Origin of the sequence: Pseudoalteromonas sp. TAE56, assembly GCF_000497955.1 — a bacterium.
Taxonomy (GTDB): Bacteria; Pseudomonadota; Gammaproteobacteria; order Enterobacterales; family Alteromonadaceae; genus Pseudoalteromonas.
In genome coordinates, this window is the sequence record NZ_AUTN01000090.1 from 48,809 (window position 1) to 65,671 (window position 16,863).

A 16,863-nucleotide genomic window follows, 5' to 3' on the forward strand; every position below is an offset into this window, starting at 1 on the left:
TGATTTTATGTTTACAGGAATAGTGCAAACGCAAGCTACCGTGGTCTCAAAAACTCAAACAGACGGTGTTTTACGCTTAGTTGTATCGGTAAGCGATGAGTACGTTAAGCATTTAGATTTAGGCGCAAGCATTGCTATTAATGGCTGTTGTTTAACAGTTGTGCAAGTTGAGCTAAGTAATCACGATGTGGTGGCGCAAGTTCATTTTGATGTGATTGACGAAACTCTAAAGCTAACTAATTTAGGGCTGCTTGAGCTAGGTAGTTTAGTTAATTACGAACGCTCTGTTACGTTTGGTACTGAGCTAGGTGGGCATATAGTGTCTGGGCATATTCATTGTACGTCACAAATTTCTCAAATAGTGAAGCTTGAGAATAACTGTAAAATTCAGTTAAGCCTGCCAAAAAAATGGCAAAAGTATGTGTTGTATAAAGGGTTTGTTGCGATAAATGGCGCAAGCTTAACCGTGGGCGAAGTTGATGAACAAGGTTTTTGGTTACACCTAATTCCGGAAACGCTCGCCATTACAAACATTGGTGCAGCGCAAGTGGGTGACAAGTTTAATATTGAAGTTGATCAGCAAACTTACACTATTGTAAATACGGTAGAAAACTACTTACGCCATCAGGCTTAAGTTAAAATATTTGTTCGTCATCACTGTCTACGTGTAGCTCTAATTTATTGTTAGCATGGTCTATATGCATATTTAAATGAATTGGGTTACAGCAGGCAGTGCAATCTTCTATATAGTCTTGATCGCCGCTGCTAGCGTCTAGGTCTAAATGAATATGGTGTCCGCAGTGTGGGCACGTTATTCGTTGTGATAAAAAATCTTTCATAATCACTCCAGTTATAAATAATTAAGTTAGGTTCAACTTAATCGCTTACAGATGAACGTCTACTTACTCATTAAATATAGTGCTGAAATGCAGCTTATGACACTTATTTTATACCTTCAAATACTAGCTTTTCTATATGTTGTTTAGCTTCAGTAAGATAGTGACCGGCAAAGATGTTAGCGTGATTTAAAATAGGGTATAGCTGGTATATTAACTTACGTTTTTCGTAATTTTGAGAAAGCGGGTAGTGCGCGTTATAGGCGCTATAAAAGTCTTTTGGCAGTGGCGCAAATAGTTCGCTCATTGCAATATCTATTTCCCGATCACCATAATAACAAGCTGGGTTAAATACCGTAGGCTCTGCTTTTAAAAAGCCCATATTTCCACGCCAAAAATCGCCATGCAGTAATGATGGCTCAACTTGATGACTGTGCAGCTGTTCTTTAACGGCATTAATTAAGCGCTCGGGTTCAATAAAGTTAATGCCTTTTTCAGCGAGTAGCTGTAATTGCCACCCTATACGTTCTTCGGCGTAAAATACATCCCATTTTTTGTGCCATCGGTTGGGTTGTATGGTAGTGGCTATGTAATTGTCTACATCAAAGCCAAACATGGCTTGGTCGTGTTTTTGATGCATTTTAGCGAGGCTGCTTCCCATAGTTGCCCACGTGTTGTGGGGTTGTTTATCTAAAATAAGCCACTGTAAAACAATAAATGAAAACTCTATATTTGCACCGGTTGTAATACATTCAGGGACTTTAAAATTACTATTTTGCGCCAAAAGCTTTAAGCCAATAAATTCACTTTCTAAACGCTCGAGTTCGCTTTTTAATGCTATTTTAACGAAGAAGTTATGCGTACCATTGGTAATATGAAATAGTTTGTCGGTATTTGTACTTTGTAATTGGCGTTTATAGGTGTGTTTAAAGTCAAAATTAATAGCTTGGCTGATGTGCTCATTTACTGTTTTCCACATAATAATTGTTCACCTTTTAAACAGATACTTAAACTATGGCAAAAAGAGATTAATTTAACAATCTAATCGTTGTAAAATTGGCGGCTAGGTTTAAATAAATAATTACAACGACTGTAATGGAGTAAAAATGAACAAAAGTTTAATAACCAATTTGCTAGCGGGTTTATGTGTTGTTGTAGGTTTTATGTTTAACCAAGCAATTGTGTTATCTGTTGGTTTATTTGCACTTTCTGGCGCGGTAACTAATTTATTAGCTATTCATATGTTATTCGAAAAAGTCCCGTTTTTATATGGCTCAGGCGTTATAGCGCTTAAGTTTGAAAGCTTTAAAGTCGCTATACGAAATTTAATATTAACGGAGTTTTTTTCAGAGCAAAAAATTAATAATTTACTCAATAAAGCGCAGCCTAATATCGATTTTGAGCCAATAATTAGTAATGTCGATTTAAACCCTGCATTCGACAATTTACTTATCGTTATTGAAGAATCTCAGTTTGGTAGCATGTTAGGTATGTTTGGCGGCACAGCGGCAATAGAGCCAATGCGTGAAAAGTTTATTGAAAAAATGCAATTGTCGCTTGGTGAAATCTCTCAAACTGACGACTTTAAAGCATTAGTAACCCAAACGCTTTCACAAGGTAATAGTGCTGAGAGTTTACATAAAACAGTACTTAAATTAGTTGATGAGCGCCTAGATGAGCTTACCCCTAAAATGGTTAAAGAGATTATTCAAACCATGATCCGCGAGCACCTAGGCTGGCTTGTAGTATGGGGTGGTGTGTTTGGTGGTTTGTTTGGTTTAATTGCAGGGCTTATTTAAGCGCTGTTCTGTGTTAGGTGATATCTGTAAAATAATTAAATTAAATGCTTTTTTGCGGCTGACATATTTTTTCAGGCTGTTATTATCGCCCCATAATTTAGTCGTGTTTTTTAGGAGCAACGGTGAGCAAAACGTTAGCCAGTTATTATCAGCAAGCATACGCTTGCGATCAGCAGCATTTTAACCAGTGTTTTTATTGTGGCTGTGAAGCGACAGAGCGCGACCATTGTCCGCCGCTGCATATGCTACAAAGCATTGTTGATTTAGGTGAAGAGGCTGACTTTATATCTATTGCGGCTTGTTATGAGTGCCATGCACTTTTACATAACGAAAGGCTGATGACGATTGATGAGCGCTTTAGTAAAATGAAAAAAAAGCTTGCCACCAAATATGCAAAACCACTGCGTGTTTATAACATGTGGGAAGAAAACGAACTTGGCGATATGAGCGATGAGTTTGCGCATAGTATTGCAGCGGGTATGAAATTAGGAAAAGAAGCCGCTGAGCGTTTAGCGTTTACGGGTTTTAGTTATGCCACAGAAGATGCCAAAGTCGCGGTGCGTGAAAAAACGAAAGAGTTTGATGTAGAGGGCATGATATTTACCGACTTTAAAGAGGCGCTAAATTATTGCATTAACGATTTAAACGTACAAAAAAGTGACTTTTATAAAATTTTGGTTGAAGACTACCAAGGTGATTTTAATAAAGCGTTGAGCCAGTATCGCCACCGACATGACAAAGTAACTGCAGCTAAAGACGGTAATACACTTATTAAAGATTTTTCTAAGCTACATAAGCAAAACTCTGATTTTGTAACGCGTACGGTTAAGCACTTTATTAGCAAAGATCCATCGCTTACAACCGAAGGTGCGCTTGAAAAGTTGTATAACAATTATATAAAGAAATAATCACAGAAATTCATCTTAATTAACTGCGTTTTCACCTGTTTTTTTGGCTTTATTCCTTAGCTTTCGCTAAAGTAGCAAAAAAACAGGAGATCCAAACAACATGCAAAAATTTGCACCTTCTTTATTAGCGGTTGGCTTAGCTGCCGCANCCCGCAAGACGATAAAATAACAATCAACAAAAATCCTTATCCAAGTACTTATCAGCCCGTTTCTACATCAAGCACACTTATTACAAATGCAACAGTACTTACAGGTACTGGTGAGCGTTTAGATGATGCTGATGTATTACTTGTTGGCGGCAAAGTACAACAAGTCGGTAAAGACTTAACTGCGACTGCTGATATTACAATTGATGCACAAGGCAAATGGGTAACACCAGGTATTATCGACGTACATTCACATTTAGGCGCTTACCCAAGCCCATCGGTTGAGTCGCATCAAGATGGTAACGAAATGACAAGCCCTAACACTGCAGAAGTGTGGGTTGAGCATTCTGTTTGGCCACAAGATCCAGGCTTTAATCGTGCACGTGAAGGCGGCATTACTTCTCTGCAAATTTTACCAGGATCAGCTAATTTATTTGGTGGACGCGGCGTTACGCTTAAAAACGTCCCTGCACATACTATGCAAGGTATGAAGTTTCCTGATGCGCCATACGGTTTAAAAATGGCGTGTGGTGAAAACCCTAAACGTGTTTATGGTCGTCAAGGTGTATTGCCTTCAACCCGTATGGGTAATATGGCTGGNGTATGGCGTGGGCTGAAGCCGCTGAATACAAACGCGCGTGGGATAAATACGATGCCGATTATGAAGCCGGTTTAAACCCAGAAGCACCAGTACGTGACATTAAACACGATACACTTCGCGGTGTGCTTGAGGGCGAAGTACGTATCCATAATCATTGTTATAAAGCTGAAGAAATGGCAATGATGATTGACCTGTCAAAAGAATTTAATTACGACGCGGGTACTTTTCACCACGGTGTAGAAGCATATAAAATTGCTGACCTACTTGCTGAGAATGGCTCGTGTGCTGCACTTTGGCCAGACTGGTGGGGTTTTAAAATGGAAGCCTACGACATGGTTCAAGAAAACGTAGCTATTGTTGATGCGGTTAAAAACTCGTGTGCGGTTGTTCACTCAGATTCAGATACTACTATTCAGCGCTTAAACCAAGAAGCTGGCAAGGTTATGTACCGTGCTAACGAAAACGGTTTTGATATTTCTGAGCAACACGCTATTAAATGGATCACGGCCAACGCAGCTAAATCGTTAGGTATTGATGACAAAACAGGTTCACTAGAAGCGGGTAAGCAGGGCGATGTGGTTATTTGGAATCAAAGCCCATTTAGTGTTTATGCTAAAGCTGAACAAGTGTTTGTTGATGGTGCAAAAGTTTACGATAGAAACGACAGCGCGTATCAAGCAACAAGTGATTTTATGTTAGGTCAACAATAAGGAGCACCCAGAATGAAAAATTTATCACGTTCGTTTTCGCTTTCTCTGGTTGCTGCAGGATTATTAGCATCTGGTGCTGTAAGCGCACAATCGCTAGCAATTATTAATGCAACATTGCATACGTCTTCTGATCAAGGTGTATTAGAAGCGGCAAGCATTGTAATGACAGATGGTAAAATTACAGCGATTAACCCAACTGAAATTAAAGTAGATGAAATTATTGATGCAAAGGGCCAAATTGTAACCCCAGGCTTTATTGCAAGTATTAATCAACTTGGTTTAGTTGAAGTAAGTGCAGTTGCAGGCTCTCGCGATGCAGGCGAAGAAAAAGCAGGTATTGATTTTGACGTAAGCCTTGCTTACAACGCACATTCAAGCTTAGTTCCTTATGCTCGTAAAGGCGGTGTAACACGCGATGTAATTACCCCTCATGGTGGTGATAGTATCTTTTCGGGCCTTGCGAGTGTTGTTGATTTAAGTGGTAGTTTTGATAGCGACATTCAAAAACAAGCAGCTTTAATTGTTTACTTAGGTGAGCGTAGTAAAGGTTCTCGTGCTTTTACTTTGCAAACACTTATTAATAAGCTTGATGAGCACAAAACTAAAGCCGGTAAAAAAGCTAAAAAAGATGACGACAAGCCAAGTACTGAAGACAAAGTAATGGCAAAAGTACTCAGTGGCGAAATGCCATTAGTGGTTGGCGTATCTCGTGCGGCAGATATTATTGAGCTTATTAAAGTAAAAGAGCAATTTGGTATTAACTTGGTACTTAATGGCGCACAAGACGCTGTTGTAGTAAAAGAGCGAGTTGCTAAAGCAAATATCCCAGTGATCGTTAGTGCAATGGATAGCTTACCAGCAAGTTTTGATTCGCTTCATGCGAGTTTAGATAATGCAGGTGTGCTTGAAAAAGCAGGGGTTAAAGTATTATTAACGGTAGGTGGCGATNAAGCCACAATATTTATCAGCTGCGTTTTGATGCTGGTAATGCTGTATCGTATGGTATGAGCCAAGAAGGTGCGTTAAAAGCGGTTACATCAAACGTTGCAGATGTATTTGGTATCAATGCCGGTAGTCTTGAAGTAGGTAAAGCCGCTGATGTAGTAATGTGGAGTAATGACCCGTTTGAACTAAGCAGCCACGTGAGCAAAATGTTTATAAATGGCGTTGAGGTATCTACACAATCTCGCCAAGATAAACTGCGTGACCGTTATACAACTGATTCAAAAATGCCACGCGCCTATACAAAATAGTATTGCCTACTATTTTTATTTAGGTAAAAGAAAAGGCTGCAACTGCAGCCTTTTTTTATGGTTACAAAAAAGCCGCTTACTTTTACAAGTAAGCGGCTTTTAAATTTAAACCAATATTTATACTAATTTAGCAAGAATATCGTTAAATGTAGTGCTTGGACGCATCGCTTTAAAGGCTGCATCATCGTTAGGCTGGAAGTAACCGCCTAAATCAACTGCAGGACCTTGCGCATCGTTAAGTTCACTTACGATTTGCTCTTTATTAGACTCAAGGTCGCTAGCAATTTGAGTAAACTGTGCTTTAAGTTCACTGTCATCATTTTGCTTAGCAAGTTCTTGTGCCCAGAATAAAGATAGGAAGAAATGAGAACCACGGTTATCAATTTCTTTCACTTTACGTGAAGGAGACTTGTTTTCTGCTAAGAAAGTGCCTGTCGCTTTATCTAGCGTATCAGCCAGTACTTGTGCTTTGTTGTTACCCGTAGTTACGCTTAGGTGCTCAAGCGATGCAGCAAGTGCTAAAAATTCACCTAAAGAATCCCAACGTAAGTGGTTTTCTTTTTCGAATTGTTGAACATGCTTAGGTGCAGAACCACCCGCGCCAGTTTCAAATAAGCCGCCACCGTTCATAAGAGGAACAATTGAAAGCATTTTAGCACTCGTACCTAGCTCTAAAATTGGGAATAAATCTGTAAGGTAATCACGTAATACGTTACCTGTTACAGAAATAGTATCTTTACCTTCTTTAATACGCGCTAATGAGAACAATGTTGCTTCAAGCGGTGCTAAAATTTGAATATCTAGGCCAGCTGTATCGTGATCTGGTAGGTATTTGTTTACTTTTTTGATTAGCTCAGCATCGTGCGAACGATTTTCATCTAACCAGAAAATAGCAGGAACGCCTGTTGCACGTGCACGATTTACTGCAAGCTTAACCCAATCTTGGATTGGTGCGTCTTTAACCTGACACATGCGCCAAATATCGCCTTGCTCAACACTGTGCTCAAGTAATGTATTACCATTTGCATCAACAACACGGATAGAACCATCTGCTTTAGCTTCAAACGTTTTATCGTGTGAACCGTATTCTTCAGCTTTTTGAGCCATAAGGCCAACGTTTGGAACGCTACCCATAGTTGTTGGATCAAACGCGCCATTTACTTTACAAAAATCAATAGTTGCTTGGTAAATACCTGAGTAACAACGATCTGGAATTACAAAGCTTGTGTCTTGTAATTTACCATCGTTATTCCACATTTGACCGCTTGAACGGATTGCAGCAGGCATAGACGCATCGATAATCACGTCACTTGGTACGTGTAGGTTTGTAATACCTTTATCAGAGTCAACCATAGCAATAGCAGGGCGGTTAGCGTAAACAGCTTGAATGTCTGCTTCAATTTCTTCGCGCTTAGCATCATCTAATGTTTGAATTTTAGAATATACATCGCCTAAACCATTATTTACATCAACACCTAGCTCTTCAAAAAGCTCACCGTGTTTAGCAAATACATCTTTGTAGAATACTTTTACAGCGTGACCAAAGATAATTGGATCAGATACTTTCATCATTGTCGCTTTCATGTGAAGCGAGAATAAAACACCTTTTTCTTTAGCAGCGTCAATTTCAGCAGCTAAGAAAGCTTGAAGCTTAGAAGCGCTGATGCTTGATGCATCAATAACTTCGCCAGCTAAAAGAGGCGTGCTTTGTTTAAGTACAGAAATGTCGCCGTTAGTTGCAACATGTTCAATACGTACATCAGTGGCCGTATCAACAGTTACTGACTGTTCTGAACCGAAAAAATCGCCTTCGCTCATGCTTGCAACATAAGACTCTGAATCTTTGCTCCACGCACCCATTGAATGTGGGTTGTTACGTGCATATTCTTTTACAGAACCTGGTGCGCGACGATCAGAGTTACCTTCACGTAGTACAGGGTTTACTGCACTGCCTTTGATTTTGTCGTAAGCAGCTTGAATTGCTTTTTCTTCATCATTTTTAGGTTCAACAGGGTACTCTGGAAGAGCGTAACCTTTTGCTTGAAGCTCTTTAATTACAGCGCGAAGCTGTGGTACAGATGCACTGATGTTTGGTAATTTGATGATGTTTGCTTCTGGTGTTTTAGCAAGCTCGCCAAGTTCAGCAAGTGCATCACCAATGCGTTGTTCTTGTGTTAAATAATCAGGGAAGCTAGCAATTACACGACCTGCTAATGAGATATCGCGAGTTTCAACTTCAACACCGGCCGCATTTGTATATGCTTGGATGATCGGTAGCAACGAGTAAGTTGCTAGTGCCGGAGCTTCGTCCGTTTTTGTATAGATAATTTTTGATGTCATCATCATTCCTAGATAGTAGACCGATAAGGTCTTATTCAACAATGCAAAGAAAATCATTACTAATGAGTGAGTGCATATTATTAAACAAGTTAATGAATACATACGCTCGTAATGAATAGTTTGTTAGGTGTTGGTACTCAGCGTTGCTCTTTTATAAAAGCAGAATAGTCACACCTGACGAACTGGAATTGTATTTATAGCTAAAAAATTAACAAAAATAAATCAGCCTTTAGCCTAGTACATATAGAATAGGCGACAAGTTGGATTAGTTGCTGCGTTAATACGCAATTTTTAGCACCAAGAGTGTAACAAGCTTAAATAAAAAGGGCTAGAGTTTGAGCATGCCCAATAAGCAGTTAAACAATCAACTCTTAGAACATTGGGGTATATAAAATAAATTCAAGGAAAAGGGTTGAATTTGGATGAAAAGAGGCAATAAATAGAGGAGAAGAGATAAGTTAGTGTGCTTAAGGAATTAAGCGAGGATCTTAAAAGGTCACTCGCTTTAGTCGAACAAAACAATAGTCACTCAATAATGTCACCATCTGGGGCAATATTTTTAGCGTGTAGACCTTTAGGTCCTTGTTCTAATTCGAATGTTACATCTTGACCAGCTTTAAGCGTTTTATAACCGTCCATTACAATTGTTGAGTAATGAGCGAAAATATCATTCTCGCAGCCGTCTTCCACGATGAAACCAAAACCTTTAGCGTTGTTGAACCATTTAACTTTACCGCAAGCCATACTTCTACATCCTTCAATAAGTTGACTAATTTAGTTATTCTAAATTGTATTATTTGCTAGACTGACTAAGGTTTAATCAATCTACGTTTGACTGTAGTTTATTTAGCCAACCAGTCAAGTGTTTTGAGTTATTTTTTTAACATTTTATTTATTTTTTATTCAAGTTTGCTTGAGTTACAAAGACAAGACTATATTTAATTATGAGTGGTATGAAAGATTCAGGTGTTATCGACACAGTTCGCGACAGTGAAAAGCAAAAGCTACAGCCGCCGCGAAAATATAAAGTTGTTTTAAATAACGACGACTACACGCCGATGGACTTTGTAATAGAAGTTTTAACGACGTTTTTTAATATGGATAGCGATAGAGCAACCGACGTGATGCTTCAGGTTCATGAAAAAGGTAAGGGTATATGCGGTGTTTACAGCGCTGACGTAGCCCACACCAAAGCTGAACAAGTTAACCGCTACGCGCGTGATAACGAGCATCCACTGCTTTGTAGTTGTGAGCAGGAATAATACCAATTTAATACAATTGGTATAAATACCAATTAGGGTGATCAAACATCCGATTGTTGTGGTATAAATTATTATCTCAGTAAGGGGTTGCCAATGCTAAACAAAGACTTAGAACTCACATTAAATGCCGCGTTTCGTGAAGCGCGCACTCGCCGTCATGAGTTTATGACCGTAGAGCACCTTTTACTTGCGCTGTTAGATAATCCTTCTGCAGGAGAAGCCCTAAACGCGTGTGGTGTTAATATTTCTGGTTTAAAAACCGAATTATTAGAATTTATTGACGAAACAACACCTGTCATTCCTGATTTAGAAGAAGAACGTGAAACTCAGCCAACACTTGGTTTTCAACGTGTATTACAACGCGCTGTATTTCATGTGCAATCGTCAGGTAAAAATGAAGTTACTGGCGTGAATGTGCTAGTTGCTATTTTTTCTGAGCAAGAAAGCCAAGCGGTTTATTTACTCAAAAAGAATGACGTATCGCGTTTAGATATCGTTAACTTTATTTCGCACGGTATTTCTAAAGCAGATGATGATTTAGGCAACGACAGCGACGATATTCATGATGAAGTGCAAGAAGTTCAAAATGAAGAAGCAAGCAAGCTAGACAGCTTTACAACTAACTTAAACGTTCAAGCAAGTGAAGGTAACATTGACCCACTGATCGGGCGCGACAGCGAAGTAGAGCGCACGGTACAAGTATTGTGTCGTCGTAAAAAGAATAATCCATTACTTGTTGGTGAAGCGGGCGTTGGTAAAACAGCAATTGCTGAAGGCTTAGCGTATCGCATTGTTAATAAGCAAGTACCAGAAGTAATCGCAGACGCTGTTGTGTACTCGCTAGATATGGGAGCATTGCTTGCGGGTACTAAATACCGCGGCGACTTTGAAAAGCGCTTTAAAAGCTTACTTAAAGAGCTGCAAGCTGAGCCAGGCTCTATTTTATTTATTGATGAGATACATACCATAATCGGTGCCGGCGCGGCGTCTGGTGGTGTTATGGACGCATCAAACCTGCTTAAACCACTCCTTTCAAGTGGTAAGCTACGTTGTATGGGTTCAACCACTTACAATGAGTATAAAAATATTTTTGAGAAAGACCGTGCATTAGTTCGTCGCTTTCAAAAAATTGATGTACTTGAGCCAAGTGTTGCCGATACCACTAAAATATTAAACGGCTTAAAAGAGCGTTACGAAGAGCACCATGGTATTCGTTACACTCAAAAAGCATTAAAAGCAGCTGCAGAACTGAGTGCTAAATACATTAATGAGCGTCACTTGCCAGATAAAGCAATAGATGTAATTGATGAAGCCGGTGCAAGTCAGCGCCTGCAACCTAGCTCTAAACGTAAAAAAACCATTGGTGTGGCAGATATAGAACTAATTATATCTAAAATGGCACGTATTCCTGCGCAAAGCGTCTCGTCAACAGATAAAGAAACGCTTAAAAACCTAGACCGTAACCTTAAAATGCTCGTGTTTGGGCAAGATCAATCTATTGACGCGCTTACATCAGCGATTCGTTTATCTCGCTCTGGTTTATCGAGCGAAGAAAAACCTGTAGGTTCGTTCTTGTTTGCAGGGCCTACCGGTGTGGGTAAAACAGAAGTAACTAAGCAACTGGCTAAATGCATGGGTGTTGAGTTTATTCGTTTTGATATGTCGGAGTATGTAGAGCGCCACGCAATCAGCCGACTAATTGGTGCACCACCAGGGTATGTTGGTTTTGAGCAAGGTGGTTTATTAACAGAAGCCGTTATTAAAAACCCACATGCGGTTGTACTTTTAGATGAGATTGAGAAAGCGCATCCAGATATTTACAACATTTTGCTACAGGTTATGGATCACGGTACGTTAACCGATAACAATGGTCGTAAAGCTGATTTTAGAAATGTAGTGGTTGTAATGACGACCAATGCGGGTGTACAAGAAACTACACGTAAGTCGATTGGTTTTACAGAGCAAGACCATACACATGATGCAATGGGCGAAATTAATAAAGTATTCTCGCCTGAATTTAGAAACCGTTTAGATAACATCATTTGGTTTAATCACCTTGAACGTGAAGTTATTTTACTGGTGGTTGATAAATTTATTGTGGAACTGCAAGCGCAGCTTGATAAAAAATCAGTTAACCTTGAGCTTACGTCTAAAGCACGTGAGTGGTTGGCAGATAAGGGCTACGATAAAGCGATGGGTGCACGTCCAATGGCACGTGTTATTCAAGAAGAGCTTAAAAAGCAATTAGCGAACGAAATATTATTTGGTGAACTTGTTGATGGCGGTACGGTTAAAGTATCGGTTAAAGATAAGAAGATTCGCTTTGATTACGAGAGTAATTTAACACCAGCTTAAACGTTAATTAAATAATTTAGTTAAATAAAATGGCCCGCTACAAAATAGCGGGCCATTTTTTTGCCCTTTTTATAGGCAACAAAAAACCCAGTAAAAACTGGGCTTTTTGTTTATTAAATGTAATTGCTAGTCAATGTCTATCAATTACATTTAATAAACGCTTAAAGCTAGTTAAATACTAGCCAAAAACTAAATCTCGTTTACGCACTTACTTAGCGAGCACGGAATACGATACGACCCTTTGATAAATCGTAAGGAGTCATTTCTACCGTTACTTTATCGCCGGTTAAAATACGGATATAGTTTTTGCGCATTTTGCCTGAAATATGAGCCACAACTACGTGACCATTTTCTAGCTCAACTCGGAACATTGTATTTGGTAAAGTATCAAGGACAGTCCCTTGCATTTCGATTACGTCTTCTTTCGCCATGTTTAGCGTAACACCTCTTTAATAGTTAAACGCTGCAGATTTTGCCCAAAATACTCCAATAAGTAAAGGCGCAGGGGCTATATTTGCAAATTAAATAGCCACCCACTCATCATTGAGCTGTTTTTGAGCAGGTAAAAACTGAGTTTTGTACTTCATTTTGTCGCATTCATCAATTTGATAGCCCAAGTACACGTATTGTTTATTTTGTTCTTTAGCAAACTTTAGCTGCTCTAATATCATCACAGAGCCTAAACTATAGTGTTCAAAGTCGGGGTCAAAAAAGGTGTAAATTGCAGAAATAGCGCTATTCATACAATCGGTTACAGCAACTGCGACTAAAGTATCTTGGTGCCACAGTTCAATAAATGTGATCTTAAGCCAACTGCAAAGCAAAAAACTTTGAAACTGTTCTTTTTCAGGAGGATACATACTTCCATCCTGATGACGCATCGTTATGTACTTGCTATAAAGCGGATAGTACTCAGGTCGCTCTTGCGTTGAATATTTTACCTCAAACTGTGTTTTTGCTTTGTTTAGTTTACGTTTTTGCGATTTTGAGGGCATAAAGTCTTGTGCTAATACACGTACAGAACTACATGCGCTGCATATTGGACAGTGCGGACGGTATATTTGATTACCACTGCGACGAAATCCTAAACCTAATAAAGACTCAAATTTGTCGGTGCTGTAGCAACTGGGATCAAGAATAACTAAAAGTTGTTCTTGTCTGTTGGGTAAATAGCTACAGTCAAACTCTTGGGTTAAACCAACACGTGCAGGAAGTTGTTCATTCATAGATTGCGTCAAGTTCTTGTGGCTCCCACATAATAGGGTTAACAGTATAGTTATGTGCAGCTTTTAGTTTAGTCAAAAATGTGGAACGGGGGATTACTTGTGCACCCAGGGTCATTAAATAAGGGTTTTCTAACTGGCAATCAATAAAGTGCGCATTATGGCGTTTAAGCCAATTTACAAGTGCCCACATAGCAAGCTTGGAGCAATTGGTTTGATGATGAAACATTGACTCACCACAAAAAACACCATTTTGCATAATGCCGTATAAGCCACCTGCAAGCTCCCCGTTACTCCACACTTCTAAACTATGTGCAATGCCAGCTTTGTGTGCATTAACGTAAGCGTCGAGCATGTCAGAGGTGATCCAGGTGCCATCGGTATCAAGGCGTTGATCGCGACAGGCTTCTATCACCTCTTCGAAGGCATTATTAATGGTTACTCTTACAGGATGCTTTTTTAAATGCTTACGCAGGCTCTTACTTATATGAAAATCATTAAGCTCAAAAATGCCTCGCTCGCTAGGCGACCACCACATAATAGGCTCATCTTCGCTAAACCAAGGGAATATTCCGCTTTTGTAGGCATTACTTAGGCGAGGTAAACTCAAATCTCCGCCAATTGCCAGTAAGCCATCAGGGGATTCTAATGCGTATTCCGGATTGGGGAATGCTATATCGGTTTCACTTAATTGGTATAGCTGATTTCTCATACAGTACTTATTTTATAATTGATCGTAAAAGTGTAACTATATTTTAGACATAAAAAAAGGGCTGAATAATCAGCCCTATAATAATTTATTTAATTGCTTATAAATTATCTAAGAAACGCTCTGCATCAAGGGCAGCCATACAGCCTGTACCCGCAGATGTGATTGCTTGACGGTAAATGTGGTCTGACACATCACCTGCAGCAAAAACGCCTTCTACGCTTGTTTGAGTCGCGTTACCGTGAAGACCAGACTCTACAACTAAGTAGCCATCTTTCATTTCTAGTTGACCAACAAACATATCTGTATTTGGCTTGTGACCGATAGCAATAAATACACCGGCTAAATCAAGTTCTTCAGTTGCACCAGAGTGTGCATCTTTAATGCGCACACCGGTTACGCCCATTTGATCGCCTAATACTTCGTCAAGCGTGCGGTTGTAATGCATTACAACGTTACCGTTTGCTGCTTTTTCAGCAAGGCGGTCAGCAAGTATCTTTTCACTGCGGAAACTGTCACGACGATGAATAACATGTACTTCGTCAGCAATGTTAGATAAGTAAAGCGCTTCTTCAACCGCTGTATTACCACCACCAACAACCGCTACTTTTTGACCTTTATAGAAAAAGCCGTCACAGGTAGCACACGCCGAAACACCACGGCCTTGGAAATTAGTTTCAGACTCTAGGCCTAAGTATTTAGCAGAAGCACCTGTTGCAATAATTAACGCATCACATGTGTAAGTACCTTGATCGCCTGTTAGTGTGAAAGGGCGCTTAGATACATCTACTTTATTGATGTGATCGAATATGATTTCAGTTTCAAAGCGCTCAGCGTGCTCCTTCATACGATCCATTAACGCAGGACCTGTTAAACCGTGTGCATCACCAGGCCAGTTTTCAACTTCAGTGGTGGTTGTTAATTGGCCACCTTGTTGAATGCCTGTAATTAAAACAGGGTTTAAATTTGCACGTGCTGCATATACTGCGGCAGTATAACCAGCTGGGCCAGAGCCTAAAATTAGTAGCTTACAATGTTTTGCTTCAGTCATTATTTTTCCTAAACGTTTAATACTGTGTTCAATATGCTCATTAATGCGCTTGATTCTAAGAAAAACAAGGCAGATGTAAACAAAATCCGCGATTATTTTTTTTCTCAAATCGAAAAGCTGTGCAGTATTGTGTACTAGAGCTCTATGCTTTTACAGCTAATATGCCAAAGTAGCTCAATAAATAGACTAACAGGCAATAAAACAGCGTTAATTCATGACCCCTTTGATTTTTTTTGTTATGTTTTACCTAATTTTATTTGTCACTGATAGATTATGTGACCTAAGCAAATAGGCAACTATGTTATTTTGGCAGGAAAAACCCGCATTCGGGTTGACTTCAAAAGACGTTAACGTCTTAACCAATGCGCAAGATTACCGAACGCAATTGCTACGTTTGATAGCTAACGCAAAAAAACGAATTTATATTACGGCGTTGTATTTACAAGATGACGAAGCAGGTCGCGAAATTTTAGAAGCGCTGCATCGTGTGTCATTGGCAAACCCCGCACTTGAAGTAAAAGTGCTGGTGGATTTTCATCGTGCGCAACGTGGTTTAATTGGCGCTGATAAGTCAGACGGCAACGCAAGTTTATACTGTGACGATTTAGAAAAGTTTAAATCGAACGTACAAGTTTATGGCGTACCTGTAAAAGCTAAAGAATTATTTGGCGTATTGCATTTAAAAGGTTTTGTAATTGACGACACCTTACTTTACAGCGGCGCAAGCTTAAATAACGTGTACTTGCAATACAGCGAACGCTACAGACTCGATCGTTATTTTTTAATAACGCAGAGCGAGCTGTGTGACTCGGTGGTTGATTTTATTGAGACTAAGCTGCTTAGTTCAGATGCTGTACCGCGCATAGACACTCGACCGCTTAAGCGTTTGCACGACTTTAAGCTTGATCAAAAGCAATTAATGCGTGATTTAAAAGTCGCAAGTTATAACGCAGCAGAGCAGCTAAATACCAAAGCATTAGGTATTCGCTTGTTTTTAGGGCTCGGGCGTCGTAACAACGAACTGAACAGACTAATAAAAGCGTTATTTGATACCACAGAACAAGAGCTTGTGTTGTATACGCCATACTTTAATTTTCCGGCACCGCTTATGCGATCACTGCGCCGATTATTAAAGCAAGGTAAGCAAGTGACTATTGTAGTAGGGGATAAAACAGCAAATGACTTTTATTTACCGCCAAGCGAGCCGTTTAGTAAAATAGGGGCATTACCTTATTTGTACGAAACTATTTTGCATAAGTTTGTAAAAACGCAAAAGCGCCATATCGATAACGGTAATTTAAATGTGTATCTGTGGAAAGATGGAAGTAATTCGTTTCATTTAAAAGGTATATGTTCAGATAGAACAAAGCATTTACTGAGCGGGCATAACTTAAATCCGCGTGCATGGGGTCTTGATATCGAAAACGGTATTTTAATAGAAGATCCAGAGCAAACAATTATGGATGCTATTGATAACGAAAAGCAGGAAATTTTACAACACTGCCGACGTTTAACAGGCCCAGATGATTTAGAGACGATGGATGATTATCCGCAGCCAGTTAAAAAACTACTTGGCCAAGCTAAGCGCGTAAAAGTAGATTTTATAATTAAGCGTTTTATCTAAACCATTTTATTTAAACCAGTTTATATAAATCTGAAATTTAAATACA

Annotated in this window: 14 protein-coding genes and 2 pseudogenes; 8 read left to right on the forward strand and 8 right to left on the reverse strand. The window is 39.4% G+C overall.

Going from position 1 to position 16,863, the window contains the following annotated elements; genetic code table 11:
• Nucleotides 1-7 precede the first annotated feature (7 nt).
• On the forward strand, nt 8-634 hold the full coding sequence (locus tag L656_RS0109485) for a riboflavin synthase (protein ID WP_024599030.1): 627 nt from the start codon (nt 8-10) through the stop codon (nt 632-634).
• A 1-nt stretch (nt 635) separates the two neighbouring features.
• Here the strand turns inward: L656_RS0109485 and L656_RS0109490 are convergent, their stop codons facing one another.
• Nucleotides 636-839, reverse strand: coding sequence for a CPXCG motif-containing cysteine-rich protein (locus L656_RS0109490; protein ID WP_002962509.1), 204 nt, complete (start codon nt 837-839; stop codon nt 636-638).
• Nucleotides 840-942: 103 nt separating this feature from the next.
• Nucleotides 943-1,815, reverse strand: coding sequence for a fructosamine kinase family protein (locus L656_RS0109495; protein WP_024599031.1), 873 nt, complete (start codon nt 1,813-1,815; stop codon nt 943-945).
• 127 nt (nt 1,816-1,942) lie between these two features.
• Between L656_RS0109495 and L656_RS0109500 the strand changes: the two genes are divergently transcribed.
• The 4 genes and pseudogenes from L656_RS0109500 to L656_RS01000000122135 all read left to right on the forward strand — a co-directional run bounded on the left by L656_RS0109500 (nt 1,943) and on the right by L656_RS01000000122135 (nt 6,253).
• On the forward strand, nt 1,943-2,635 hold the full coding sequence (locus L656_RS0109500; protein ID WP_024599032.1) for a hypothetical protein: 693 nt from the start codon (nt 1,943-1,945) through the stop codon (nt 2,633-2,635).
• A gap of 122 nt (nt 2,636-2,757) precedes the next feature.
• Nucleotides 2,758-3,543 carry a hypothetical protein gene (locus L656_RS0109505; RefSeq protein ID WP_024599033.1) on the forward strand — a complete coding sequence of 262 codons (786 nt, stop codon included), beginning with the start codon at nt 2,758-2,760 and terminating at the stop codon, nt 3,541-3,543.
• A gap of 100 nt (nt 3,544-3,643) precedes the next feature.
• Nucleotides 3,644-5,000: pseudogene (locus L656_RS01000000122130) on the forward strand (amidohydrolase).
• A 12-nt stretch (nt 5,001-5,012) separates the two neighbouring features.
• Nucleotides 5,013-6,253, forward strand: a pseudogene (locus tag L656_RS01000000122135) (amidohydrolase family protein).
• 117 nt (nt 6,254-6,370) lie between these two features.
• Here the strand turns inward: L656_RS01000000122135 and L656_RS0109520 are convergent.
• Together L656_RS0109520 and cspD are read right to left on the reverse strand one after the other, a co-directional pair.
• Nucleotides 6,371-8,593: an NADP-dependent isocitrate dehydrogenase gene (locus L656_RS0109520; RefSeq protein WP_024599034.1), complete on the reverse strand. Its 2,223-nt coding sequence runs from the start codon at nt 8,591-8,593 to the stop codon at nt 6,371-6,373.
• 525 nt (nt 8,594-9,118) lie between these two features.
• Nucleotides 9,119-9,337, reverse strand: coding sequence for a cold shock domain-containing protein CspD (gene cspD / locus L656_RS0109525; RefSeq protein ID WP_002962500.1), 219 nt, complete (start codon nt 9,335-9,337; stop codon nt 9,119-9,121).
• 209 nt (nt 9,338-9,546) lie between these two features.
• On the opposite strand from cspD, the gene clpS reads away from it, so the two are divergent.
• Together clpS and clpA are read left to right on the forward strand one after the other, a co-directional pair.
• On the forward strand, nt 9,547-9,855 hold the full coding sequence (gene clpS / locus L656_RS0109530) for an ATP-dependent Clp protease adapter ClpS (RefSeq protein ID WP_007585109.1): 309 nt from the start codon (nt 9,547-9,549) through the stop codon (nt 9,853-9,855).
• A gap of 93 nt (nt 9,856-9,948) precedes the next feature.
• On the forward strand, nt 9,949-12,210 hold the full coding sequence (clpA, locus tag L656_RS0109535) for an ATP-dependent Clp protease ATP-binding subunit ClpA (RefSeq protein WP_024599035.1): 2,262 nt from the start codon (nt 9,949-9,951) through the stop codon (nt 12,208-12,210).
• Between the two features lie 212 nt (nt 12,211-12,422).
• On the opposite strand, the gene infA is transcribed toward clpA, so the two are convergent.
• The 4 genes from infA to trxB form a co-directional block, all read right to left on the reverse strand.
• A complete protein-coding gene (gene infA / locus L656_RS0109545; protein ID WP_002962494.1) occupies nt 12,423-12,641 on the reverse strand; it encodes a translation initiation factor IF-1 in 219 nt (72 codons plus the stop codon).
• A 90-nt stretch (nt 12,642-12,731) separates the two neighbouring features.
• Nucleotides 12,732-13,436 carry an arginyltransferase gene (locus L656_RS0109550; RefSeq protein ID WP_010552618.1) on the reverse strand — a complete coding sequence of 235 codons (705 nt, stop codon included), beginning with the start codon at nt 13,434-13,436 and terminating at the stop codon, nt 12,732-12,734.
• A complete protein-coding gene (gene aat / locus L656_RS0109555) occupies nt 13,429-14,145 on the reverse strand; it encodes a leucyl/phenylalanyl-tRNA--protein transferase (RefSeq protein WP_024599036.1) in 717 nt (238 codons plus the stop codon). Before aat ends, L656_RS0109550 begins: the two co-directional genes overlap by 8 nt.
• 97 nt (nt 14,146-14,242) lie before the next feature.
• A complete protein-coding gene (trxB, locus tag L656_RS0109560) occupies nt 14,243-15,193 on the reverse strand; it encodes a thioredoxin-disulfide reductase (protein WP_024599037.1) in 951 nt (316 codons plus the stop codon).
• Nucleotides 15,194-15,491: 298 nt separating this feature from the next.
• Between trxB and pssA the strand changes: the two genes are divergently transcribed.
• Nucleotides 15,492-16,817 (forward strand): CDP-diacylglycerol--serine O-phosphatidyltransferase, encoded by a 1,326-nt coding sequence (pssA, locus tag L656_RS0109565; RefSeq protein ID WP_024599038.1) that lies wholly within the window; start codon nt 15,492-15,494, stop codon nt 16,815-16,817.
• The last annotated feature ends 46 nt before the right edge of the window (nt 16,818-16,863 follow it).

Bases quoted from the DNA above. Each gene is read 5' to 3' on its own strand.
- L656_RS0109485 (WP_024599030.1), top strand. From the start codon at position 8: ATGTTTACAGGAATAGTGCAAACGCAAGCTACCGTGGTCTCAAAAACT.
- L656_RS0109490 (WP_002962509.1), bottom strand. From the start codon at position 839: ATGAAAGATTTTTTATCACAACGAATAACGTGCCCACACTGCGGACAC.
- L656_RS0109495 (WP_024599031.1), bottom strand. From the start codon at position 1,815: ATGTGGAAAACAGTAAATGAGCACATCAGCCAAGCTATTAATTTTGAC.
- L656_RS0109500 (WP_024599032.1), top strand. From the start codon at position 1,943: ATGAACAAAAGTTTAATAACCAATTTGCTAGCGGGTTTATGTGTTGTT.
- L656_RS0109520 (WP_024599034.1), bottom strand. From the start codon at position 8,593: ATGACATCAAAAATTATCTATACAAAAACGGACGAAGCTCCGGCACTA.
- cspD (WP_002962500.1), bottom strand. From the start codon at position 9,337: ATGGCTTGCGGTAAAGTTAAATGGTTCAACAACGCTAAAGGTTTTGGT.
- clpS (WP_007585109.1), top strand. From the start codon at position 9,547: ATGAAAGATTCAGGTGTTATCGACACAGTTCGCGACAGTGAAAAGCAA.
- clpA (WP_024599035.1), top strand. From the start codon at position 9,949: ATGCTAAACAAAGACTTAGAACTCACATTAAATGCCGCGTTTCGTGAA.
- infA (WP_002962494.1), bottom strand. From the start codon at position 12,641: ATGGCGAAAGAAGACGTAATCGAAATGCAAGGGACTGTCCTTGATACT.
- L656_RS0109550 (WP_010552618.1), bottom strand. From the start codon at position 13,436: ATGAATGAACAACTTCCTGCACGTGTTGGTTTAACCCAAGAGTTTGAC.
- aat (WP_024599036.1), bottom strand. From the start codon at position 14,145: ATGAGAAATCAGCTATACCAATTAAGTGAAACCGATATAGCATTCCCC.
- trxB (WP_024599037.1), bottom strand. From the start codon at position 15,193: ATGACTGAAGCAAAACATTGTAAGCTACTAATTTTAGGCTCTGGCCCA.
- pssA (WP_024599038.1), top strand. From the start codon at position 15,492: ATGTTATTTTGGCAGGAAAAACCCGCATTCGGGTTGACTTCAAAAGAC.